This is a genomic window from Okibacterium sp. AC114 (assembly GCF_979253355.1).
This window is the reverse complement of the sequence record NZ_CEEDBR010000001.1, coordinates 2,233,483-2,252,110: the sequence shown is the minus strand read 5'-3', so window position 1 is coordinate 2,252,110 and position 18,628 is coordinate 2,233,483. Positions and strand designations below refer to the sequence as shown.

The 18,628-nt window shown below is 68.2% G+C and carries 15 protein-coding genes and 1 riboswitch; of the genes, 4 read left to right on the top strand and 11 right to left on the bottom strand.

The genetic code is table 11. The features are described from left to right. Nucleotides 1-50: 50 nt before the first annotated feature. From ACZ6IE_RS10445 to ACZ6IE_RS10415, 7 genes are all read right to left on the bottom strand, one after another. Nucleotides 51-2,075: an ABC transporter ATP-binding protein gene (locus ACZ6IE_RS10445; RefSeq protein WP_464607886.1), complete on the bottom strand. Its 2,025-nt coding sequence runs from the start codon at nucleotides 2,073-2,075 to the stop codon at nucleotides 51-53. Between the two features lie 211 nt (nucleotides 2,076-2,286). Then, nucleotides 2,287-3,699 carry an MFS transporter gene (locus ACZ6IE_RS10440; RefSeq protein WP_464607885.1) on the bottom strand — a complete coding sequence of 471 codons (1,413 nt, stop codon included), beginning with the start codon at nucleotides 3,697-3,699 and terminating at the stop codon, nucleotides 2,287-2,289. 202 nt (nucleotides 3,700-3,901) lie between these two features. Then, nucleotides 3,902-4,372, bottom strand: a complete 471-nt coding sequence (gene ribH, locus ACZ6IE_RS10435) for a 6,7-dimethyl-8-ribityllumazine synthase (RefSeq protein ID WP_464607884.1) — start codon at nucleotides 4,370-4,372, stop codon at nucleotides 3,902-3,904. Nucleotides 4,373-4,441: 69 nt separating this feature from the next. Next, nucleotides 4,442-5,704: a GTP cyclohydrolase II gene (gene ribA / locus ACZ6IE_RS10430; RefSeq protein WP_464607883.1), complete on the bottom strand. Its 1,263-nt coding sequence runs from the start codon at nucleotides 5,702-5,704 to the stop codon at nucleotides 4,442-4,444. Then, nucleotides 5,701-6,330, bottom strand: coding sequence for a riboflavin synthase (locus tag ACZ6IE_RS10425; protein ID WP_077055244.1), 630 nt, complete (start codon nucleotides 6,328-6,330; stop codon nucleotides 5,701-5,703). The genes ribA and ACZ6IE_RS10425 overlap by 4 nt, the downstream gene beginning before the upstream one ends. Continuing rightward, on the bottom strand, nucleotides 6,330-7,391 hold the full coding sequence (ribD, locus tag ACZ6IE_RS10420; RefSeq protein ID WP_464607882.1) for a bifunctional diaminohydroxyphosphoribosylaminopyrimidine deaminase/5-amino-6-(5-phosphoribosylamino)uracil reductase RibD: 1,062 nt from the start codon (nucleotides 7,389-7,391) through the stop codon (nucleotides 6,330-6,332). The genes ACZ6IE_RS10425 and ribD overlap by 1 nt, the downstream gene beginning before the upstream one ends. Nucleotides 7,392-7,489: 98 nt before the next feature. Continuing rightward, a riboswitch (FMN riboswitch) is annotated at nucleotides 7,490-7,678 on the bottom strand. 60 nt (nucleotides 7,679-7,738) lie between these two features. Further along, nucleotides 7,739-8,764, bottom strand: a complete 1,026-nt coding sequence (locus ACZ6IE_RS10415) for a sugar-binding transcriptional regulator (RefSeq protein WP_077055246.1) — start codon at nucleotides 8,762-8,764, stop codon at nucleotides 7,739-7,741. Nucleotides 8,765-8,897: 133 nt separating this feature from the next. On the opposite strand from ACZ6IE_RS10415, the gene ACZ6IE_RS10410 reads away from it, so the two are divergent. The 3 genes from ACZ6IE_RS10410 (at nucleotide 8,898) to glpK (ending at nucleotide 13,191) form a co-directional block, all read left to right on the top strand. After that, on the top strand, nucleotides 8,898-10,631 hold the full coding sequence (locus ACZ6IE_RS10410) for a glycerol-3-phosphate dehydrogenase/oxidase (protein WP_464607881.1): 1,734 nt from the start codon (nucleotides 8,898-8,900) through the stop codon (nucleotides 10,629-10,631). A 235-nt stretch (nucleotides 10,632-10,866) separates the two neighbouring features. After that, the gene (locus ACZ6IE_RS10405; RefSeq protein ID WP_464608627.1) at nucleotides 10,867-11,577 is read left to right on the top strand and encodes an MIP/aquaporin family protein; all 711 of its coding nucleotides are present in this window, start codon (nucleotides 10,867-10,869) and stop codon (nucleotides 11,575-11,577) included. Nucleotides 11,578-11,676: 99 nt separating this feature from the next. Continuing rightward, nucleotides 11,677-13,191 carry a glycerol kinase GlpK gene (gene glpK / locus ACZ6IE_RS10400; protein ID WP_464607880.1) on the top strand — a complete coding sequence of 505 codons (1,515 nt, stop codon included), beginning with the start codon at nucleotides 11,677-11,679 and terminating at the stop codon, nucleotides 13,189-13,191. Between the two features lie 252 nt (nucleotides 13,192-13,443). Here glpK and ACZ6IE_RS10395 read toward each other — a convergent pair whose 3' ends face one another. The 4 genes from ACZ6IE_RS10395 to ACZ6IE_RS10380 all read right to left on the bottom strand — a co-directional run bounded on the left by ACZ6IE_RS10395 (nucleotide 13,444) and on the right by ACZ6IE_RS10380 (nucleotide 17,047). Beyond that, nucleotides 13,444-13,758: a hypothetical protein gene (locus ACZ6IE_RS10395; RefSeq protein ID WP_077055249.1), complete on the bottom strand. Its 315-nt coding sequence runs from the start codon at nucleotides 13,756-13,758 to the stop codon at nucleotides 13,444-13,446. Nucleotides 13,759-13,912: 154 nt separating this feature from the next. Next, the gene (gene trpS, locus ACZ6IE_RS10390; RefSeq protein WP_464607879.1) at nucleotides 13,913-14,917 is read right to left on the bottom strand and encodes a tryptophan--tRNA ligase; all 1,005 of its coding nucleotides are present in this window, start codon (nucleotides 14,915-14,917) and stop codon (nucleotides 13,913-13,915) included. A 15-nt stretch (nucleotides 14,918-14,932) separates the two neighbouring features. Then, the gene (locus ACZ6IE_RS10385; protein WP_464607878.1) at nucleotides 14,933-15,784 is read right to left on the bottom strand and encodes an exodeoxyribonuclease III; all 852 of its coding nucleotides are present in this window, start codon (nucleotides 15,782-15,784) and stop codon (nucleotides 14,933-14,935) included. Nucleotides 15,785-15,793: 9 nt separating this feature from the next. Beyond that, nucleotides 15,794-17,047 (bottom strand): YihY/virulence factor BrkB family protein, encoded by a 1,254-nt coding sequence (locus ACZ6IE_RS10380; RefSeq protein WP_464607877.1) that lies wholly within the window; start codon nucleotides 17,045-17,047, stop codon nucleotides 15,794-15,796. 127 nt (nucleotides 17,048-17,174) lie between these two features. Between ACZ6IE_RS10380 and ACZ6IE_RS10375 the strand changes: the two genes are divergently transcribed. Next, nucleotides 17,175-18,611, top strand: a complete 1,437-nt coding sequence (locus ACZ6IE_RS10375; RefSeq protein ID WP_464607876.1) for an FHA domain-containing protein — start codon at nucleotides 17,175-17,177, stop codon at nucleotides 18,609-18,611. The last annotated feature ends 17 nt before the right edge of the window (nucleotides 18,612-18,628 follow it).

Genomic DNA, 18,628 nt, shown 5'->3' with positions numbered 1-18,628 from the left:
CAGCGTTCGTGGCACAGCCGAGCCGAGCCGAGCCGCGCCGCGCCGCGCCGCTACACGAGCAGCTGGTGCTTCGCGAGGTCGCGATAGAGCGGCGTGGTCTGCACGAGCTCGGAATGCGTTCCCACGCCGACGACCTTGCCCTGGTCGATGACGACGATCTGGTCGCTGTCGACAACGGTGGAGAGGCGGTGCGCGATGACGATCATGGTGCGATCTTCGGCCACGGCGTCGATGGCTTCGCGCATCTTCTGCTCGTTGGCGCCGTCGAGGGACGACGTCGACTCGTCGAGCAGCAGGATCGGGGGAGCGGACAGCAGTGCGCGGGCGATGGCGAGGCGCTGACGTTCGCCACCCGACAGCATGATGCCGTCTTCGCCGACGAGGGCGCTGAGGCCGGCGGGGTCGCGGTCGAGCACGTCGCCGAGGTTCACCGAGCGCAGCACGTGCACGCACGCCTCGTCGGTGGCGTTGGGCGAGGCGAGCAGCAGGTTGTCGCGCAGCGTTCCCGCGAGAACGGGCGCATCTTGTTCGACATAGCCGAGTTGTCCGCGCAGCGCCGTGCGCTCGAGGGTGCGGATGTCGACGCCCCCCATGCGCACACTGCCGGACTCGGGATCGTAGAAGCGCTCGATGAGGCCCAGGATGGTCGACTTGCCGGCTCCGGAGGGCCCGACGAGGGCCGTGCGCTTGCCGCGCGGAACCTCGAAGCTGATGCCCCGCAGGATGGGGTCGCCCGCGACACGTTTGGTGACCGCGGAGGGGGTCGCTGAGGCATCCGGGTCTTCGGCGCCGGCGATCTGGGCCTCGACGGCGGCGAGTTCGGCCGCACGCTTCTCGTCGCGCGCGATCGTGTCGACGCCGCCGATCGCGTCGGCGACGACCGCCGAGGTGGGCTCACCGGCGGGGGCCGACGCAGACTCGTCCGCACCCGGCGGGATGGCCGCGGGGGAGTAGCGGAACGTGACGTCGACGAACTCGATGGCGGGCGCGTCGTGGTTCCACGAGCCGGGGTCGGCGACGGTGCGGGCGATCGCTTCGTCGTTGGCGTTCTCGAGGGGGAGGTCGATGATCTCTTGGATGCGGCCGAGCGCGCCGAGGGCCTGGTTGGTGGCGCTGATGGCTCCGAAGGCCTGCCCGAGCGGCATGATCATCATGAAGAGGAACAGGATGAAGGCCACGAGGTTGGCGACCGTGATGGCACCAGAGGCGACGCGGAAACCGCCGACGCCCAGCACCACGAGGAATGACACCTGCATGGCGACGCCGGCGACGGGCACGACGAGGGCCGAGATCTTGGCCACGTCGATGCCCATGTCGAAGGCACCCTTGGCGTCTTTCTCGACGCTGGCGATCTCGCGCTCGGTGGCGTTGGAGGCGCGCACCGTGCGCACCGAGCTGATGGCGCGTTCGACGGCCGCGGCGAGGTCGCCGACCTTGGCCTGCGCGCGGGCGCTGGCCTGGCGGATGCGGCCCGAGAGCACGGTGACGACGACGACCGACACGGCAATCACCAGCACGGTGAGGCCGAGGAGGACGGGGTCGATGATGAGCATGGCGATGAGCGCGCCGACGAAGGTGAGCGAACCGCCGATGGCCTCGACGAGCCCCTGCGTGAGCACGGCGCGCAGGAGCGTGGTGTCGCTGCCGACACGCGAGACGAGGTCGCCGGTGCGGCGCGTGTCGAACTCGGAGATGGGCAGGTGCAGCATGCGTGCCACCAGCCGGCGACGGCTCGACAGCACCACGCCCTCACCCGTGCGCTGCAGCAGGTAGTGCTGGTAGCCGGAGATGATCGACGACACGACGACGAGCGCGATGAGCGCCCAGACGAGACCACCCAGCCCGTCGCCCTCGCCCACGACCGAGATCACCTGCGACACGAGCAGCGGCTGCGCCAGGGAGGCGGCCGCGCCGAGGATCGACAGGCCGATCACGAAGTAGAGCACCTTCTTGTGCTCGAAGAGATAGGGCAGCAGCTGGCCGAAGGTGGCGCGCGGCCCCTCGGGGGTGTTGCCACGGCGCCCGAAGGGGCTGCGGCGGGCGGAGGACGTGCGCGGGGTCTCAGAGGATGACATCTGTTCTTTCATCTGTCGTGGTTCGTGATCGACCCCTCTAATCTACGTCCCTTTCGTTCTCACGCGGTTGGTGTCGTGACGCCTGGGGAGAACACGCCGCGAACGAGCCTGTGCAGAACAGGCGGACGACGAAAAACGGGGGCGGATGCCGGGCCGAAGCTCCGACATCCGCCCCCGTTCGGCCGCGCGAGGCGGTCAGGAGGTGTGCTGACTAGGCGACGTCGTTCTCGTAGTCGACGTCCTTGGTCTCCTTGCTCAGGAAGAGCGCGATGAGCGTGAGCACGGCGGCGGCGCTCAGGTAGGTGCCCACGAGGAATACGCTGCCGTCGGCGAGCTGCCACAGGAAGACGGCGATGAACGGGGCGACGGCCGCACCGAGGATCGACGACACGTTGTAGCTGATGGCCGAGCCCGTGTAACGCACGTTGCCGGGGAACAGCTCGGGCAGCTGCGCACCCATTGGGCCGAAGGTGAGGCCCATGAGCGTGAAGCCGATGACGAGAAGCGCCATAACGCCCACGAAGCCGGCACCGAACAGGGGCACCCAGAGCAGACCGAAGACGAGGATGCCGAGGGTCACGGTCATGAGCATCTTGCGACGACCGAACTTCTCGGCCAGCGGCCCGGCGACGAGCGTGAAGATTCCGAAGAACACGACGCCGACGATGAGCATGATGAGGAAGTCGTTGCGGGCGTAGCCGAGCCCGGGCACGAACGTGTCGATCGCCTCGGCCGACATGGGCTTGCCCTTCGCCTCGGCGCCCGCCTGAGCGGCCTCGAGCGTGGATGCAGTCGTGCCGAACGTGAGGGTGAACGTGGTCATCAGGTAGAACAGCACGTAGGTGGCCAACATGATGAAGGTTCCGAGGATGAGCTGACGCCAGCTCGTCTTGAACACGCGGGCGAGCGGCAGCTTGGCGACCTCACCCTTCTCGACGACCTTCTGGAACGCGGGCGTCTCGACGAGCTTGAGGCGCACGTAGAGGCCCACGATGACGAGAACGGCCGAGATCAGGAACGGGATGCGCCAGCCCCAGGCGGCGAACGCCTCGGGGGAGAGACCCACGCTCAACCACAGGAAGATCAGGTTGGCGATGATGAAGCCGATGGGGGCGCCCAGCTGCGGGAACGTTCCGTAGATGGCGCGCTTGTTCTTGGGCGCGTTCTCGGTGGCGAGGAGGGCCGCGCCGCTCCATTCGCCGCCGAGGCCGAGGCCCTGCGCGAAACGCATGATGACGAGGAGGGCCGGGGCCCAGAACTCCCAGCCGGGGACCTGGGCGGTGGGCAGGCATCCGATCAGGACGGTGGCGATGCCCATGGTCAGCAGGGAGGCGACGAGCGTGCCCTTGCGGCCGATGCGGTCACCGAAGTGGCCGAAGAGGATGGAGCCGATGGGGCGCGCGACGAAGGCGGCACCGAAGGCGGCGAACGACGAGAGCAGGGCGGTGGCCGGGTCCTGGTTCGGGAAGAAGAGTGCCGGGAAGACGAGCACGGCCGCCGTGGCGTAGACGTAGAAGTCGTAGAACTCGATCGACGTGCCGACGAGGCTCGCGATGACGACGCGCGAACGCGGATTGACGGGGGCCGGGGCGGCGGATGCGGATGACGAAACTGTTGTGGACATTGACCTGTGCTTACCTGCGTAGCTGTGAAGGTTCGCGCGCCGAGCGGCGGCGAAACCACGAAACACCGTTGGGCGGATGCGCCGGTCTCGCGCGGGCCGCCTCGGAAAAGGGGGAGATCCGCTTGTGGCGGACCTGAAAACCATACGCCAGCGCGGCGTGTCGCGCTAATCGGCGCGGATCTCAGGTCCGCCGAGCAGACGACTAGCCGCGCAGCTCGCGCAGCAGCACGGCCGTCGCCACGGCCGCCTGGGCCGCTTCGCGTCCCTTGTCCTCTTTCGAGTCGGCGAGGCCGGCACGGTCGAGCCCCTGCTTCTCGTCGTCGAGCGTCAGCACACCGAATCCGACCGGCTTGCCGGTCGCGATGGTCACCTGCGTGAGACCCGAGGTGGCGGCATCCGACACGTATTCGAAGTGCGGGGTGCCGCCGCGGATGATGACACCCAGCGCCACGACCGCGTCGGCCCCGGATTCGAGGGCCACCTTCGAGGCGACGGGCAGTTCGAAGCTTCCGGCCACGCGCACGAGGCGGTGGGTGACGCCCATCTCGTCGAGCGCCTTCTCGGCCCCCGCGATGAGCCCGTTGGTGATGACCTCGTGCCACTGGCCCGCGATCACGACCACGTTCAGGCCGGTTCCGTCGACGTGCAGATCGGGCTGTCCTTCGCCACTCATGTGTTCCTCTTTCTCTGTTCGGTGTTCTGTGTTCTGTGTTCGATGCAGACCGCATCGGATGTCGGGTGTCTAGTTGTCGTGCAGCGCGATGATGTGTCCCATGCGATCGCGCTTGGTGTTCAGGTAGGCCTCGTTGAACGCGCCGACGCCCACGATGAGCGGCACGCGTTCCGACACCGCGACGCCGTGCATCGTGAGCTGGCGCTCTTTCTCGGGGTTGTTGGTCAAGAGGCGCACGGATGTCATGCCGAGATCGTCGAGGATGGCCGAGGCGGCCTCATAGTTGCGGGCGTCGGCGGGCAGCCCGAGCGCGATGTTGGCGTCGAGCGTGTCGAGCCCGTCCTCCTGCAGGCGGTAGGCGCGCAGCTTGTTGACGAGTCCGATGCCGCGCCCCTCCTGCCCGCGCAGGTAGATGACGACGCCGCCGTGGCGTTGGATGGTGTCGAGTGCGGTGTCGAGCTGCGGCCCGCATTCGCATTTCAGCGACCCGAAGGCCTCGCCCGTCAGACATTCGCTGTGCACGCGCACGAGCGCGCCCTCGGCGGCCGGGTTGCCCGAGACGATGGCCACGTGATCGGCGCCCGTGCGGCGGTCGTGGTAGGCGCGCATGCGGAAGCTGCCGTGCGTGGTGGGCACGGTCGTTTCGACCTCGAAGCGCACGGCCGGGTCGGCGGGCGTCTGGTCTTCGCCGGGGGCCGTGCCGTCGCACACGGCCTGCGCGTCGGGGTGTTCGACGATGTAGGCGATGAGGTCGGCGATGGTGATGACGGGCAGGCCGAATTCGGCGCCGAGCGCGATGAGCCCGGGCAGGCGCGTCATCTCGCCCGTGTCTTCGACGACCTCGCAGATGGCTCCGACGGGGGTGAGGCCCGCGAGGCGCATGAGGTCGACGGCGGCCTCGGTGTGGCCGGGGCGTTCGCGCACTCCGCCGTCCCGCGCGCGGAGCGGCACGATGTGGCCGGGGCGGATGACGCTCGTGGCGGTCGACAGCGGGTCGCCCAGCACGCGCAGGGTCTTGGCCCGGTCGGACGCCGAGATGCCCGTCGTCACGCCCGTCGCGGCATCCACGGTCACGGTGTAGGCCGTCTGGCGCAGGTCCTCGTTGCGCGCCACCATGGGCGGCAGCTCGAGCCGGTCGGCGTATTCGTTCGACATGGGCGCGCAGATGTAGCCGCTCGTGTGCCGGATGGTCCACGCCAACCACTCCTGCGTCGCATATTGCGCCGAGAGGATGACGTCGCCCTCGTTCTCGCGCCCCTCATCGTCGGCCACGAGCACGGGTTTGCCCGCGCGCAGCGCTTCGAGCGCCTCGGGAATCGTCGACAGGCTCATGAGTGGGTTTCCGTTCTGCGGGTGGTGATGGCCAGCATGCGTTCCATGTGGCGGGCCAGGATGTCGGTCTCGATGTTCACGGTGTCGCCCACGACGCGCTCGCCGAGGGTCGTGGCCGCGAGTGTCTCGGGAATCAGCGACACCTCGAACCACTGCGCGGGTTCGGCCGGGTCGCTGACGGCCGAGACGGTCAGCGAGACGCCGTCGATCGCGATGGAGCCCTTGTCGACGACGAGCGGGGCGTGCTTCTCGTCGAGGCTGAAGCGCAGCACACGCCAGGCGCTGCCCTCGGTGATCGAGAGCAGCTGCGACGTGCCGTCGATGTGTCCCTGCACGATGTGGCCGCCGAGACGGTCGCCCACCTGGGCGGCGCGTTCCAGGTTGACGCGGCGCCCGACATCCGCCCCGGAGAGGGTCGACATGGCCAGGGTCTGCGCCATGACATCCGCCGTGAACGAGTCGGGGGTCTGGTCGACGACCGTGAGGCAGACGCCCGAGACCGAGATGGAGTCCCCGTGCGCGGCGCCCGTGACGGCGAGTGGCCCGCGCACGGTGAAGCGCGCGGCGTCGCCCGTGTGCTCGATGGCCGTGATCGTGCCCGTTTCTTCGATGATTCCGGTGAACATCAGTGCGTCCCTTCTGGGCGGGCGGTGACCACGAGGTCGTCTCCCAGCCGTTCGATCCCGTCGATGACGAGGCGTCGTTGTGCGTCGATGGTGCCGACCCCGAGGTCGGTGGTGGCGAGGCGCCCGCCGCCCAGCAGCGTCGGCGCGAGATAGATGAGGTAGTTGTCGACGAGGCCCGCGCGCACGAAGGCGCTGGCCAGGGTGGGCCCGCCCTCGACGAACAGGGTGCGGATGCCTCGGGCGCGCAGTTCGGCGAGATCGGCCGCGAGGTCGCCTCCCGACAAGGTCACGAGCTCGTGCGGATGCCGGCGCACGGCGGCGTCGGCCGGAACGGGTCGCGTGCCGAACACCACGGGAACGGGCTGCGCGCCGAGTAGCGAACCGTCGTCGGCGCGCGCCGTGAGCGAGGCGTCGTCGGCCAGGATCGTGCCCGTGCCGACGGCGATGGCATCGGATGCCGCACGCCGGCGGTGCACATCGGCCCGCGCTTCCGGGCCCGTGATCCACTGGCTGGTGCCGTCGTCTGCTGCGGCGCGCCCGTCGAGGCTCGACGCCCACTTCACCGTCACGAGCGGACGACCCAGGCGGGCCGTGACGAGCCAGTCGCCGAGCAGCGCTGTAGCCGCTGCCTCTTCGACGCCGGCGATGACCTCGACCCCGCCGGCGCGCAGCCGTTCGGCGCCCCCGCCGGAGTGGCGACCCGGGTCGGCGACGGCGTACACGACGCGTGCGACCCCAGCGGCGAGCAGAGCTTCTGAGCAGGGCCCTGTGCGGCCCGTGTGGTTGCAGGGCTCGAGCGTGACGACGGCCGTGGCGCCGGCCGCGGCGCCCGCGGGCAGCTGCGACAGCGCGTCGACCTCGGCGTGCGGCGTGCCGGCGCCGCGGTGCCAGCCTTCGGCGATGACGGCGAATTCGCCCGTCGCGGCATCGGGCCGGGCGGCCAGGATGACGCAGCCGACCTGCGGGTTGACCCCGCGCGCCGGCCCGTTGCCCGCATCGTCGATGGCGCGGCGCATGGCGCGTCGAAGCTCCGCCTCGGTGGGGGCTGGATTCCCGGTCATGTCGTCCTTGTGGTCTCTGTCGAGACGGACTCCGGGTGCGTTCTGAGCGCTCGCCGTCTGGGCGCGCGCTCTCGCCGGCCGTCGACATCGGTCGACGACCCGTGCTTCCTCTCATCCGGACTCGAGCCTGCTGGTGCAGACCCATAACCGTCGGTTCCGGAATTCCACCGGATCGGCCCTCGACGCGTTCTCGTCGCCGTGGGCAGGAGCCTCGGGCGGCAGGAACGTTTCTCGGGTTCGCGGACTATAACCGCCGGTTCGGACTCTCACCGACCCCGGAGCACGTTTCTGTTGCTGACTCTACCGAACGCCGCCGGCCACAGGGTTATTCCAAGCGTCTTCGCGGCCTAATCCGACGAATTGTGACGGCGCCAGCGCTCGGCCTGCGTGGCGTCGGCGGGCGCCCCGTCGACCAGTTCGCGCGCCGTGCGGGAGTCGAGGATCAGGTCGGTGATGAGGCCCGCGGCGAGGGCTCCGCGCAGGCTCGCGAGCTTCGAGGTGCCCGCGACGATGCACACGCGGCGCGACACACGGCGCAGCACCTGCAGATCGGGGCCCGAGGAGCGTTGGTTGAGGGCGATGCCGTCGTCCGAGCCGTCCTCGCGGAAGAAGACCGTCGCCACGTCGCCGACCACCTTGGCTTCGGCCAGGGACGCGAAGTCGTCGTCGTCGAGATAGCCGCCGATGTAGACGTGGCTCGGCACCCCGGCGAAGGGCGAGCCGAGGCCGAAGACCGCGACATCCATGCCGGCCTGGATGTCGATGACGCGGTGGATGCTGCGCTCACGCCACAGCGCCTTCTTGGTGCCCGGGTCGTCGAAGAACGCGGGCACGGGGAACTGCTGCACGTAGGCGCCATACGCCCCGCCGAAACGTTGCAGGATCTCGCTGGCATAGAGGATGCCCGTGGTGCGCGGGTTCGCGGCGCCGTTCAACTGCACGATCGACGAGTTGTGGGTCGCCTTGGCCACGAGGTGTCGCGAGACGGCGCTCATGGTGCTGCCCCAGGCCACGCCCATGGTCATGTTGGAGTCGAAGAAGCTGCCGAGAATCCGTGCAGCCGAGATGGCCACGCGTTCAAGCCGGTCGACGTCGCTCGTGAGTTCGGGAACGGGCACCACGTGGGCGACCACGCCATACCGTCGACGGATGTCTGCTTCCACCTGCCGCGGCATGTCGAGGGGTGAGCGCACCTGAATCTCGACGAGGCCGGTTTCGCGGGCGTGACTGAGCAGGCGGGAGACCGAGGAGCGCGAGGTGTGCAGCTCGGAGGCAATGGCCTCCATCGTGAGGTCTTGCATGTAATACAACTGCGCGGCGGTCAGTGCGTCACGCGTTTTCGGCGTCAGTGCCGTGGTGGGCGAAGGAACCATGAGGCCATCCTTGCACGTTTGTGCACGAGATTTGACCGAGTGTGATCGAGGGCGTTCACTGATACGGACACAGACACAGTGCCGTGCTCCACACCCCCTGAAGCAATGGCGCGTAACAAGAGGAGTGACCGTCGTGAACGCCGCATCATCTTCATCCGCAACCCGTTCCAGCGTCCAGAGCCTGACCGAGCGTCCCCACGCCCAGGTTCTCGTCATCGGCGGCGGCATCAACGGCATCGCAACTTTCCGTGACCTGGCGCTGCAGGGCGTCGACGTCGTACTCGTCGAGCGCGGCGACTACTGCTCGGGCGCCTCGGCCGCCTCGTCGCACATGATCCACGGTGGCGTGCGCTACCTGGAGAACGGCGAGTTCCGCCTGGTCAAGGAGTCGGTCACCGAGCGCAACGGTCTGCTCAAGATCGCGCCGCACTACGTGAAGCCGCTCGAGACCACCATCCCCATCTTCACAACCGTCTCCGGCGTGCTGTCGGCTCCCGGCCGCATCCTCACCCACAAGGGCGGCAAGCCGAAGGAGCGCGGGGCTGCGCTCATCAAGATCGGCCTGACCATGTACGACTCCTTCTCGCGTGACGGCGGCGCCGTTCCCCGCCATCGCTTCCACGGCCACAAGAAGTCCATGGCCGACCTGCCGAAGCTCAACGACAACCTCAAGTACACGGCCACCTACTACGACGCCTCGGTGCACGACCCCGAGCGTCTGGCCCTCGACGTGCTGCGCGACGGCCTGGCCCAGGGTCCGCACGCCCGCGCCGCAAACTACGTCGAGGCCGTCGGCGCCTCGGACGGCGGTGTCGTGCTGCGCGACGTCGTCTCGGGCGAAGAATTCACCGTGAAGGCGGATGTCGTCGTCAACACGTCCGGCCCCTGGACCGACCTCACCAACGAGGCCCTCGGCGAGAAGACGGCCTACATGGGCGGCACCAAGGGTTCGCACATCGTGCTCGACAACCCCGAACTGCTCGCCGCCACCAAGGGTCGCGAGATCTTCTTCGAGAACAACGACGGCCGCATCGTGCTGATCTACCCGCTCAAGGGCAAGGTCATGGTCGGCACCACCGACCTCGAGGCGGATGTGCGCGAACCCGCCGTCTGCACCGAGGAAGAGGTCGACTACTTCTTCGGGCTCGTGAAGCACGTCTTCCCGACCATCGACGTCAACCGTGAGCAGATCGTCTACCGCTTCTCCGGCATCCGCCCGCTGCCCGGCCACGGAGACACGGCCCCCGGCTTCGTGTCCCGCGACTACCGCATCGTGCCGTCGACCTTCGGCACCGCCACGCTGCTCAGCCTCGTCGGCGGCAAGTGGACCACGTTCCGTGCCCTGGCCGAGCACCTCAGCAACGAGGTCCTCGAGCGCCTGCACCAGACCCGCAGTGTGTCGACGCTCGGCATGCCCATCGGTGGCGGCCGCGACTACCCGACCACGGATGACGCGCGCACCGTCTGGGTCACGAGCCACGGCCGCGAGGTGAGCCGCGCCCGCGCCGACATGCTGCTCGAGCGTTACGGCACGCGCGCCGCCGCCGTGATCGACGAGCTCGCCGAGTCGGGTGACACCCCGCTCGAGAACGCCGCCGAGTACAGCGTGCAGGAGATCGAATACCTCGTGCGCACCGAATCGGTCGTGCACCTCTCCGACGTGCTGCAGCGCCGCACGAGCCTCGCCTTCACGGGCCAGGCCACCGACGCGCTGCTCGCCGAGCTCGGTTCGATCACGGCCGGTGTCCTCGGCTGGTCGAGCGACGAGACCGCCGCCGAGATCGCCGAGGCCGCGCGCATCCTGCGCGAAGCACACGGTGTCGCGGTGGGCAGCACCAGCGCCAAGGAGGACGCGCTCAGCAAGTAGTCGGTCTGCGGGGAGGCCCGACGCCCTCGGGCGCGGCCTCCCCGCAAACCAACATTGAACGCATTCTCACGCGGAAGTCTTGTTTGCACGCTAGCGCGGTCGCTAGCGTGCAGATAGGTCGATATATAACCCGGAAGGGTCCCCCGCCAGGGGAGGCCCGAGAGTACTCGCAAGGAAGGTCAACGTGGACGTCAATTTGGGAACGATATTCCTCTCGGAAACCGTGGGAACGGCAATGCTGCTCCTGCTCGGTGGAGGTGTAGTCGCAAACGTAGTACTCGCTAAGTCCAAGGGCTTCGACGGCGGTTGGTTGCTGATCAACTTCGGATGGGGCCTCGCGGTCTTCTCCGGTGTGATCGTCTCCTACGCCTCAGGGGCCCACCTCAACCCGGCCGTCACGGTCGGCATCATCACGTCGGGCGCCGAGAACTTCGTGCCCGGCATCCCCGTCGACTTCTTGTCGACGATCGTCTATCTCGCGGCGCAGATGCTCGGTGCCATTATCGGTGCGGTGCTCGTGTTCCTCGCCTACAAGAAGCACTTCGACGAGACGGAAGACGCCGGCGCCAAGCTCGGTGTGTTCTCGACGGGCCCCGGCATCCGCAGCTACGGCTGGAACTTCCTCACCGAGGTCATCGGCACGTTCGTTCTCGTTTTCGTCGTTCTCGGCTTCGGCCGCAACGGTGACGCCGCCGGTCTCGCCTCGCTGGGTGCCCTGCCGGTCGCCCTCGTCGTGATCGCCATCGGTGCCTCGCTCGGTGGTCCCACCGGTTACGCCATCAACCCGGCCCGTGACCTCGGACCGCGTATCGTGCACGCCCTCCTCCCCATCAGGGGCAAGGGCACGAGCGACTGGTCCTACGCGTGGGTTCCGGTCGCCGGCCCCCTCGTCGGTGGTGCCATCGCCGGTCTCGCCTCGCAGGTCCTCCTGCCCGTCCTGACCTGATCTGATTTCTCTTCACCTGATCGACCCGGTGCGGATGCGCGCCTCAACCCCGACGCGCATCCGCCCACCCGAATAACCCTCTACAAAGGAGTAACTCTCATGACGGACTACGTCATCGCCATCGACCAGGGAACGACCTCGACGCGTGCGATCGTTTTCGACAAGAACGGCAACATCATCTCGACCGGTCAGCTCGAGCACGAGCAGATCTTCCCCAAGGCCGGTTGGGTCGAGCACGACCCGAAAGAGATCTGGAACAACACGCGTGAGGTGATCGGTACCGCGCTGTCGAAGGCGAACATCACGCGTCACGACATCCAGGCCATCGGTATCACCAACCAGCGCGAGACCGCCGTGGTGTGGGACAAGAACACCGGCGAGCCCGTCTACAACGCCATCGTCTGGCAGGACACCCGCACGCAGTCGATCGTCGACCGCCTCGCCGGCGACGAAGGCCTCGAGCGCTTCAAGCCCAAGGTCGGACTGCCGCTCGCCACCTACTTCTCGGGCACCAAGATCGTCTGGATCCTCGAAAACGTCGAGGGTGCGCGCGAAAAGGCCGAGGCCGGCGACCTGCTCTTCGGCACGACCGACAGCTGGGTTCTCTGGAACCTGACCGGCGGCACCGACGGCGGCGTGCACGTCACCGACGTCACCAACGCCAGCCGCACGCTCTTCATGGACCTCGAGACCCTCAGCTGGGACGACGAGATCCTCGAGATCTTCGGTGTGCCGAAGTCCATGCTGCCCGAGATCAAGTCCTCCTCCGAGATCTACGGCCACGCGTCGGGCCACAGCCTGCTGCGCGAGGTTCCCATCGCCGGCATCCTGGGCGACCAGCAGGCCGCCACGTTCGGTCAGGCGGCGTTCCAGCAGGGCGAGGCCAAGAACACCTACGGCACCGGTAACTTCCTCATCTTCAACACGGGTGAGGAGATCATCCACTCGGAGAACGGCCTGCTCACGACGCTCGGCTACAAGCTCGGAGACGCCAAGCCGCACTACGCGCTCGAGGGTTCGATCGCCGTCACCGGTTCGCTCATCCAGTGGTTGCGCGACAACCTGGGCATCATCAACTCGGCGCCCGACGTCGAGAAGCTGGCCGCGACCGTCGAAGACAACGGTGGCGCCTACTTCGTGCCCGCCTTCTCGGGTCTCTTCGCGCCGTACTGGCGTTCGGATGCTCGCGGCGCCCTCGTCGGTATGACCCGTTACGTGAACAAGGGTCACATCGCTCGTGCCGCCCTCGAGGCCACGGCCTACCAGACCGCCGAGGTGCTGGATGCCGTCAACGCCGACTCCGGCGTTCCGCTCACCGAGCTCAAGGTCGACGGCGGCATGACGGCCAACGACACGCTCATGCAGTTCCAGGCCGACATCCTCGGCGTTCCCGTCGTGCGCCCTGTCGTCGCCGAGACGACCGCGCTCGGTGCCGCCTACGCGGCCGGCCTCGCCGTCGGTTTCTGGAGCGACCTTGACGACCTGGCCAAGAACTGGCAGGAAGACAAGCGCTGGGAGCCCTCGATGGACAAGGGCGAGCGCGACCGCCTCTACCGCAACTGGAAGAAGGCCGTCACGAAGACCTTCGACTGGGTTGACGAGGACGTGCAGTAATTCTCAGGCAGTGATGCTCGGATCGGTTGCGATCCGCTGAGACAGAGAAGGAGCCCCGAGGCAGATGCCTCGGGGCTCCTTCGCGTGCGTGCGGGGACGCCGCGCCGGAACCGTACGCGGGGATCGCGCGTTGAGACCGGTGGCGCGGCCGCGCAAGGTGACTGCGCGCACGGCGGGGCGCCCACGCCGACGCCTGATGCGCAGACTCCGCGCGGAGACGTGCGGCGCGGGGGAGTGCCAGAGCCGGTCGGTCTAGAGGACGCCGGCGGTGGCGAGGCCCGCGAGGGCGATGAGGGTGGTCGAGACGGCGGCGATGCCCGCGGCGGCCTCGAGGATGCTCTGACGGCGCTGGCGCAGTTGAAGGGTCTTTTCGAGCGAACCGGGTTCGAGGCTGGCCTGCGCCTCGCGGCGGGTGTCGAAGGTGCCGATGACGTTGCCGCGCGCGTCGGTGGCGATGTAGCGACCGTTGAGATGCTCGATGAGGCCCGCGTAGTTGCCACCGGCGTTGCCGACGGTGAGTCGGTCGTCGATCTCGGTCCAGCTCGCGGGGGCGAAGGTCGTGCTCATCGTCGGTGATCTCTCTCTGTGTGCGCCAGTGCTGACATCACTCAGAGTATAGGTAGTTAGAGACTCTAGCTAAATAAAAAGTGGTGGTTGCGGAAGCGGCCGTTGTCGTGCGAGTGGCGCGCCGACGTGCGCCGTTGGCCGTCCTCCACGTCGCCTAGCGGCGGGGGAGGAGCCCGACCCGGTCGTAGACGGTGCGCAGGGTCGTGTTGGCGTGCTCGGCCGCGCGATCTGCGGCGGCGGCGAGCAGCCGGTCGAGCTCGGCGGGGTCGGCAAGCAGTTCGTTGGTGCGCGCGCGGATGGGCTCGAGAGTGGACGTGACGACCTCGGCGACGCCCTTCTTGAGGTCGCCATATCCGCGGCCCGCATACTCGTTCTCGAGCGTCTCGACCGAGGTGCCCGAGAGAGCGGAGAAGATCGTGAGCAGGTTGGAGACGCCCGGCTTCTCGTCTCGGTCGAAACGGATGGTGTTGTCGGTGTCGGTGACCGCACGCATGATCTTCTTGGCCGTGACCTTCGGATCGTCGAGCACCCGGATGAGACCCGCGTCGGTGTCGGCCGATTTCGACATCTTGGCCGTCGGGTTCTGCAGGTCGTAGATCTTGGCCGTGGCCTTCAGGATGTAAGGCTCGGGCACCGTGAACGTCTCGCCGAAGCGGTGGTTGAATCGGCCCGCGAGATCGCGCGTGAGCTCGAGGTGCTGGCGCTGGTCTTCGCCCACCGGCACCACATTGGTCTGATAGAGCAGGATGTCGGCTGCCATGAGCACGGGGTAGGTGAAGAGGCCGACAGAGGCTTGGTCGGCACCCTGCTTCTGCGACTTGTCCTTGAACTGGGTCATGCGCCCGGCCTCGCCGAAGCCCGTGATGGTGTTCAGGATCCACGCCAGCTCGGGGTGGGCCGCCACGTGCGACTGCACGAACAGCGTCGACTTGGCGGGGTCGATGCCCGCAGCGATGTATTGCGCGGCCGTGGTGCGCGTGCGCTCGCGCAGCTCGGCGGGGTCTTGCGGCACCGTGAGCGCGTGCAGGTCGACGACGCAGTAGTAGGCGTCGAATTCGTCTTGCAGCGCGACCCACTGGGTGAGCGCGCCGATGTAGTTGCCGAGGTGCAGCGACGACGACGACGGCTGCATGCCGGAGAAGATGATGGGCTTGGTCATGAGGTTCTGGTCTCTCTAGAGGGCGTAGTCGACGACGACGGGGGCGTGGTCGGACCAGCGCTTGTCGTAGGCCTCGGCCCGGTCGACCGTGTAGTTGGTGGCGACGGCCGCGAGGGCCGGGGTGGCGAGGTGGTAGTCGATGCGCCATCCGGTGTCGTTGTCGAAGGCCTGACCGCGCCACGACCACCAGGTGTAGGGGCCTTCGACCTCGCCCGCGGCCTGACGGCCCACGTCGACCCAGCCGAGGCCCGTGCCGGTCGACCCGTCGGCGCCCTCGACCGGCTCGCCCTCTGCGCCCAGGAAACGGTCGAAGTAGGCACGCTCGCGCGGCAGGAACCCGGAGCGCTTCACGTTGCCCTTCCAGTTCTTGATGTCGAGCTTCTGGTGGCCCACGTTGAGGTCGCCGAGCACGAGCGCGTAGTCGGAGTGTTTCGCCAGCTCGGGCAGGCGCTCGGACATGGCGTCGAGGAATTTCCACTTCTCGTCTTGTTTCGGCGTGTCTTGTTCGCCCGAGTGCACGTAGGTGCTGACGACCGTGACGACCGTGCCGTTGACCTCGTAGTCGGCCTCGAGCCAGCGACCCGCGCTGTCGAACTCGGCGGCACCTAATTCGACGCGATGGATGTGGGCGCGATCGCGGCTGGCGAGTGCCACGCCCGCGCGGCCCTTGGCGGTTGCCGGGTCGTGCAAGATGTTCCAGTCGGGGCCGAGCAGGCCCTCGAGGTCTTCTGTGGAGGCACGAACCTCTTGCAGCGCGAGGATGTCGACGCCGCGCCCGTCGAGCCACTCACCCATGCCCTTGCGGAACGCGGCGCGCACGCCGTTCACGTTGACACTGGCGATGCGGAGGGGAGCTTTCGACGACATGGACCCAGCTTATAGGGGCCCTCCGACACCCGTTCGGCCGGTCGTACGGGCGGATGCGGTGCCGACCGGCGAGCCGTTCGGGGAGGCCTCGGCGAGGGCGTCGCGCGCGGCCTGCCACTCGCGGTGGGCCTGACGGAGGCGGCGACGGGAGAGGGGCCGCGACATCCATGATGCGTGTTCGTATTCGTCGCGGGCATCGCGCAGTTCCGCTTCGGCCACGACGAGGCGCGCGCGGCGTTCGGCGTCGAGACGCTCGGCGCGCGACATCCGATGCAATTGCACACCCTTGTCTTCGACGCCCACGGCGATCCACGACGCGGCCAGCAGGATGATGCGGCAGATCGCGTTGAACCAGATCAGCAGACCGATGAAGACCGCGAATGTGGCGAGCAGCGGGTTGCGCGACGCAGCCTGGATGACCCACCCGCTGAACACGCTGAGCGCGGAGAGGGCGACGCTGCCGATGAGGGCCCCACCGGCCAGATCGCGCCAGGGAATGGGGATGCGGCTGAGGATGCGGTACATGGACCCGATGGTGATCAGGTTGACCATGACGGCGACGAGCAGGCCGATCGCGCCCGCGGCGACAGTGCTCCCGCCCGCGTTCGAATCGACGCCGATGAGGAAGAGGAGCCACGTGACGGCCTGTGTGCTCAGCACCGAGAAGACCGCCGAGGCGAACAGCATGACGCCGAAGACGAGGGCGAGCCCCAGGTCGACAGCCTTCTGAAGGAGATAGGGGCGGCTGTCGCGGGGGAGCGAGAAGACCGAGCGAATGGCCTGACGCGTGTAGGCCAACCAACTGATGGCGGTCCAGAGCAAGCCGACGAGGGCGACCGTGCCCGTCCAGCCATAGAGCCCGAGCCCCAGCAGGTCGTCGGTGTTGATGAGGCCGCCGGGGCCGATGAGGCCGGGGATGGCGCGGTCGATGATGTCGACGAGGGCCGAGTAGATGGCCGCATTCGAGGTGAGCCAGATGCCGGCCACCGAGAACACGACGACGAGGGCCGCGAAGACGGCGAAGAGGGACTGGAAGCTCATACCGGACGCCAGGAGGTTGCCGTCGTTGAGGTTGTAGTTCATGACGACGCGGTAGATCTTTTGGCGCTGCACCCAGCGGGTCACGCGCGTGGCCTGTTTCACCGGGCGATCGAGGCGTTTAACGAGCGCGTTGTCGCTCTGCTCGATGGCGCGTTCGAGGGGTGTGACGCCGGGGCCGTCGGATGCGGCGGGCGAAACACTCTCGTCGCGGGGTGCAGGCACCGTCACAGCGTAGCGAAACCGTTCGGCGGATTACCCGGCAGAGGCGGCGAACTCTTGGCAGAATGGGGGAACCGCGACTCGCCCAGGGTGGCGGGCCGCATCGACAGAGGCCACAGGGATCATCACATTGAGCATCGCCGACACCACCACATCTTCGTCATCGACGTCGTCGCCGACCGCGCCGGCTGGCGACGCCCGGGCCGTTCGTTACACGCTGGCCGAGCAGGGCTCGCCCTGGATCTTCGTGGTCGCCGAGCGCAGTGCCGTCGCCATCAAGGCGCCCTCCGAGCCCGATGTCGTCGAGGGTTTGTGGGCCCTGATGCGCAGCGGCGAGGCTCGTGCCGACGCGTTGGCCGCCGTCATCCCCGAGTTCGCGGGCGAGCGGCGCACAGCCTTCGCCGTCGTGGGTGACGACGAGCCGAACGCGGTTTCCGGCACCGTCGACGGCGCCGAGAGCTTCACGGTGATCGCGCACGGCCGGGCGGCCGTCGACGCCCTCCTGGCGTCCGACGAGCAGCGTGCCGGGCGCGCGGGTGGCGGCTGGAAGCGCATCGAGGCCGACGGCGACGCGCCGTGGGCTCGCGAGGTTCTCACGGGTTCTCGCAAATTCGCACTGGGTGATCTTGCACAAGAGGTGGGCGTGGATGCCGCGGGCGTGTCGTTCCCGCTCGACGCCGGTGTCGTCGTCGCGAACCGCCTCGACGTCGCTCTGGCTGGGGCTTCGCTCGAGGGTGAGGCCGAGGCGTTGGCGGCGGCGGTGGCGGCCGAGCGCGAGCCCCAGCCGCAGGCGCAGCCGCTCGAGGCAGAGCCCGAGGCAGAGCCCGAGCGTGAGCCCGTGCCCGATGCTCCCGATGAGACCACCCGCATCCAGCCGCTCGAGCAGAGTCGGGGCGTCGAGGACGACGTGTTCTCGGAGGAGACGATCCTGACCCGCCGTCCGGCGCCCGCGGCCGAACCGCGCGTGCTCGACGTGAGCGAGCAGGCCGGTGGAATGGATGGCGCGCCGTTGACCAAGGCGCCGGGCGTCGCCGCATCCATCGAGGCCGAGACCGAGACGGTTATCCGTCCGCGCCGCAGCGTCGTGCCGCGCCTGGCCGACGACAGCCTGCTGCAGCACGACGGCGAGACCGTGCTGCGCCCCGACATCGCCCGCCCGGTCGAAGACGAGACCGTTTTTCGCCACGTGCCGTTCGTGCCCGACGACCCGCAGACCGTCATGTACGGATTCCGCGTCAACGGCGGGCAGGCCTACCCGCTCGACGCCGTGCACTACTTCGGGCGCAACCCGCGGCAGCCGCGCATCCCGCTGCCCGACCCGTCGCGGCTCGTGCCCGTCGTGTCGTCGACCAAATCGGTGTCGGCCACGCACCTCGAGATCAAGCAGGTGGGCGACTCGATCGTCGCCACCGACCTGAAGTCGACCAACGGCACGAGCGTCAACCTGCCGCATAAACACTGGCAGCGCCTGCGTCAGGGAGAATCGATCGTGGTCGTGCCCGGCACGCTCATCGACATCGGCGACGGTAACGTGATCGAGATCCTCCCGCCTTGGCGCGGCGAGTAGGAACGCGCCGCCAGAAC

Coding starts and splice junctions, on each gene's coding strand:
- ACZ6IE_RS10425 (WP_077055244.1), bottom strand. CDS start 6,330: ATGTTCACCGGAATCATCGAAGAAACGGGCACGATCACGGCCATCGAG.
- glpK (WP_464607880.1), top strand. CDS start 11,677: ATGACGGACTACGTCATCGCCATCGACCAGGGAACGACCTCGACGCGT.
- ACZ6IE_RS10415 (WP_077055246.1), bottom strand. CDS start 8,764: ATGGTTCCTTCGCCCACCACGGCACTGACGCCGAAAACGCGTGACGCA.
- ACZ6IE_RS10405 (WP_464608627.1), top strand. CDS start 10,867: ATGCTGCTCCTGCTCGGTGGAGGTGTAGTCGCAAACGTAGTACTCGCT.
- ACZ6IE_RS10395 (WP_077055249.1), bottom strand. CDS start 13,758: ATGAGCACGACCTTCGCCCCCGCGAGCTGGACCGAGATCGACGACCGA.
- ACZ6IE_RS10385 (WP_464607878.1), bottom strand. CDS start 15,784: ATGTCGTCGAAAGCTCCCCTCCGCATCGCCAGTGTCAACGTGAACGGC.
- ACZ6IE_RS10440 (WP_464607885.1), bottom strand. CDS start 3,699: ATGTCCACAACAGTTTCGTCATCCGCATCCGCCGCCCCGGCCCCCGTC.
- ribD (WP_464607882.1), bottom strand. CDS start 7,391: ATGACCGGGAATCCAGCCCCCACCGAGGCGGAGCTTCGACGCGCCATG.
- ACZ6IE_RS10445 (WP_464607886.1), bottom strand. CDS start 2,075: ATGTCATCCTCTGAGACCCCGCGCACGTCCTCCGCCCGCCGCAGCCCC.
- trpS (WP_464607879.1), bottom strand. CDS start 14,917: ATGACCAAGCCCATCATCTTCTCCGGCATGCAGCCGTCGTCGTCGTCG.
- ribH (WP_464607884.1), bottom strand. CDS start 4,372: ATGAGTGGCGAAGGACAGCCCGATCTGCACGTCGACGGAACCGGCCTG.
- ribA (WP_464607883.1), bottom strand. CDS start 5,704: ATGAGCCTGTCGACGATTCCCGAGGCGCTCGAAGCGCTGCGCGCGGGC.